Origin of the sequence: Kitasatospora sp. NPDC093558, assembly GCF_040683475.1 — a bacterium.
Classification (GTDB): domain Bacteria; phylum Actinomycetota; class Actinomycetes; order Streptomycetales; family Streptomycetaceae; genus Kitasatospora.
Map to the genome: position 1 here is coordinate 1 of NZ_JBFBDY010001080.1, position 1592 is coordinate 1592.

Annotated in this window: 1 protein-coding gene; it reads left to right on the forward strand. The window is 70.2% G+C overall.

Annotation, left to right across the window (positions count from 1 at the left end; translation table 11 throughout):
* The coding region (locus tag AB0O00_RS38645; RefSeq protein WP_363659356.1) for an ALF repeat-containing protein at positions 1–1319 on the forward strand (1319 nt) is incomplete at its 5' end.
* Positions 1320–1592 lie beyond the last annotated feature (273 nt).

Consider the following 1592-nt stretch of genomic DNA (forward strand, 5'->3'; position numbering starts at 1 on the left):
GGAAGGCCTCCAACGAGCAGGACGAACGTGTCACCGTCCGCAACGTCGCCGACACCAGCCAGTACGACGCCGTCCGCACCGCCGCCACCACCGCACTCGCTGGCGACGCCACCCAGGTCCACGCCTTCCTGCAGACCGGCCGCTACACCGCCGCCCTCAGCGACTACCGCATCAAGGTCTCCCAGCTCATCGAGACCGGCGGCCCCCGGGTCCAGGCCGCCGCGAAGGCCGCACTGGAGACCAACACCCCCGACTCCATCCTCACCGTCCTCAACCGCGACCAGTACACCGCCAAGGCCAGCGACGACCGCGTCACCGCCTCACAGCTCATCGAGACCGGCGGCGACGAGGTCAAAAATCGGCGCGCAAGTCGCCCTCGAAGGCCCCTACCCCGTCCTCACCGACTTCCTGACCACCGGCCAGTACCAGGCCCAGCAGCAGGACAAGCTCACCGAGGCGCACAACGCCTCCATCGACAACGCCATCGACGGCGCCCAGCAGGTCGCCGCCCTCGCCCAGCAGAACGCCGCCTACGCCGCCCAGGCTGCAGCCGTCGCCGCAGGCGCCGCCGCCCAGGCCAACAACGCCGCCGCCCTGGCCGCCGGCTACGCCCAGCAGGCCAAGGGCGCCGCCGACAGTGCGAACGCGTCCGCGAGCAAGGCCGCCGAGTACGCCGGGACCGCCCGCGCCGCCCAGGCCCGGGCCGGCCAGGCCGCGGCATCCGCCCAGAACTCGGCCTTCTACGCCCAGGCGAGCGCCGCAGCCGCACGTGCCTCCGCCAGCACCGCTTACGCCGCGGTCACCGCCGCCCGCCAGTCCGCCGAGAACGCCGGCTGGAGCAGCGACAAGGCCCGTGTCATCGCCGGCAGGGCTCAGGACGAAGCGATCGCCGAGCAGCTGACGCAGCAGTACATCGAGCTGAAACTGGCGCGGGCAGAGGAAGAAGCCCTGAAGTCGGCCATCCGGGCCGCCAGCAAGCCGAGCGAGTCGAGCTGGTACGACACGTTCTCCTCGCTCGGCCACGGCGTTCTCGACCTGGCGAGCTTCTTCCCCGTCATCGGCTCGCCCGCCGCCGCGATCAACTGCGCCTGGTACGGCGGGGAATGGTTCGCCGACTACGCCAGCGGCGAGGATTTCGGGCTCTCCTGCCTCAGCATCATCCCCTTCGCACGCCTGTTCCGTGCCGGGGCCAAGTACGTCAAGGGCGGGGAAACCCTCCTCAAGTGGGGCACGAAGCTCGAAGAGACCAGCGGCGCCATCAGCAAGTGGGTCGGCAACAAGATCGACAAGATACCCGGCGTTCGGCGGCTGCTGGGTGACGGCGACGCCCCCTCATGCCCCACCCGCCTCTCCAACAGCTTCCCCGCCGGCACCCGCGTCCTCATGGGCGACAAGACAACCCGGCCCATCGAACAGATACACACCGGTGACACCGTCACCGCCACCGACCCCGCAACCGGAACCACCGGCCCACGGACCGTCGACGACGCCATCTACACCCCCGACGACACCAACTTCACCGAACTGACCGTCACCACCGCCGACAGCGGCGCGAAGTCCACGGTCACCTCCACCGACCACCACCCCTACTG